Origin of the sequence: Pseudomonas sp. LJDD11 (assembly GCF_024584215.1) — a bacterium.
Lineage (GTDB): Bacteria > Pseudomonadota > Gammaproteobacteria > Pseudomonadales > Pseudomonadaceae > Aquipseudomonas.
Map to the genome: position 1 here is coordinate 1 of NZ_JANJFL010000082.1, position 682 is coordinate 682.

Consider the following 682-nt stretch of genomic DNA (forward strand, 5'->3'; position numbering starts at 1 on the left):
CCATGGTCGAAGGGTCGGGTATTGCGACCTATGTGTTATTGAAAGGCAATGGACAGTCGGGGCGATCAGAGGAAGGACTGGTGAAGTTCAACAGACTTTTGCCGGGCGGTGATATCTGTGGGCCATGAACCGTCAGCAAGTAGCGAGCGCGTCATTGAGTCTGTTTTTATATGTTTATTCCGGCTTCATTAAAATTTCTGCATGAAAGAGCGGACTGTGCAGCTGTAAGAAAGGATGCTTTGAGTCATTCAGCATGACCCGTCTCAAGGAGAGCGACATGACGAACACTACACCCAGCGAAGAGACGAAAACCATCGAGCGGGCATTGGCCAGATACATGAGAAAGGCCAGTCAGGCACGAGGTGGAAGATCTGTACTCGCCAATCTGGCTGCTCCTGAGCATCCTTCCTGGTGGGGCGGGGATCCGGATTTTGCCGACCTGGTTCCGCGGGAAGATCAGGAAAAGGATATGCCCATTACCATCGCGTTATGGCCCAACTATGCAAGCGTGGCCGGTGATGTGGATACCCTGTATTTCGAGTGGAAGCTGGCGACCTCATCCACGTGGGCAGAGGTCCAGACGATTCAGTTTCCCGGGCCTATAAACGCGGCTGACTTTCCCAAACAGCTGGACTTCAAAAGCTCGAATTTTGCTCTGGAAGGCACGTTCGAGTTGCGCTAT

General features: G+C 52.5%; 1 protein-coding gene. It reads left to right on the top strand.

From position 1 onward, the window contains the following. Window positions 1–277 precede the first annotated feature (277 nt). Window positions 278–682 (top strand): hypothetical protein (locus NRB16_RS28840; protein ID WP_257107557.1); only part of this gene is annotated, 405 nt, incomplete at its 3' end.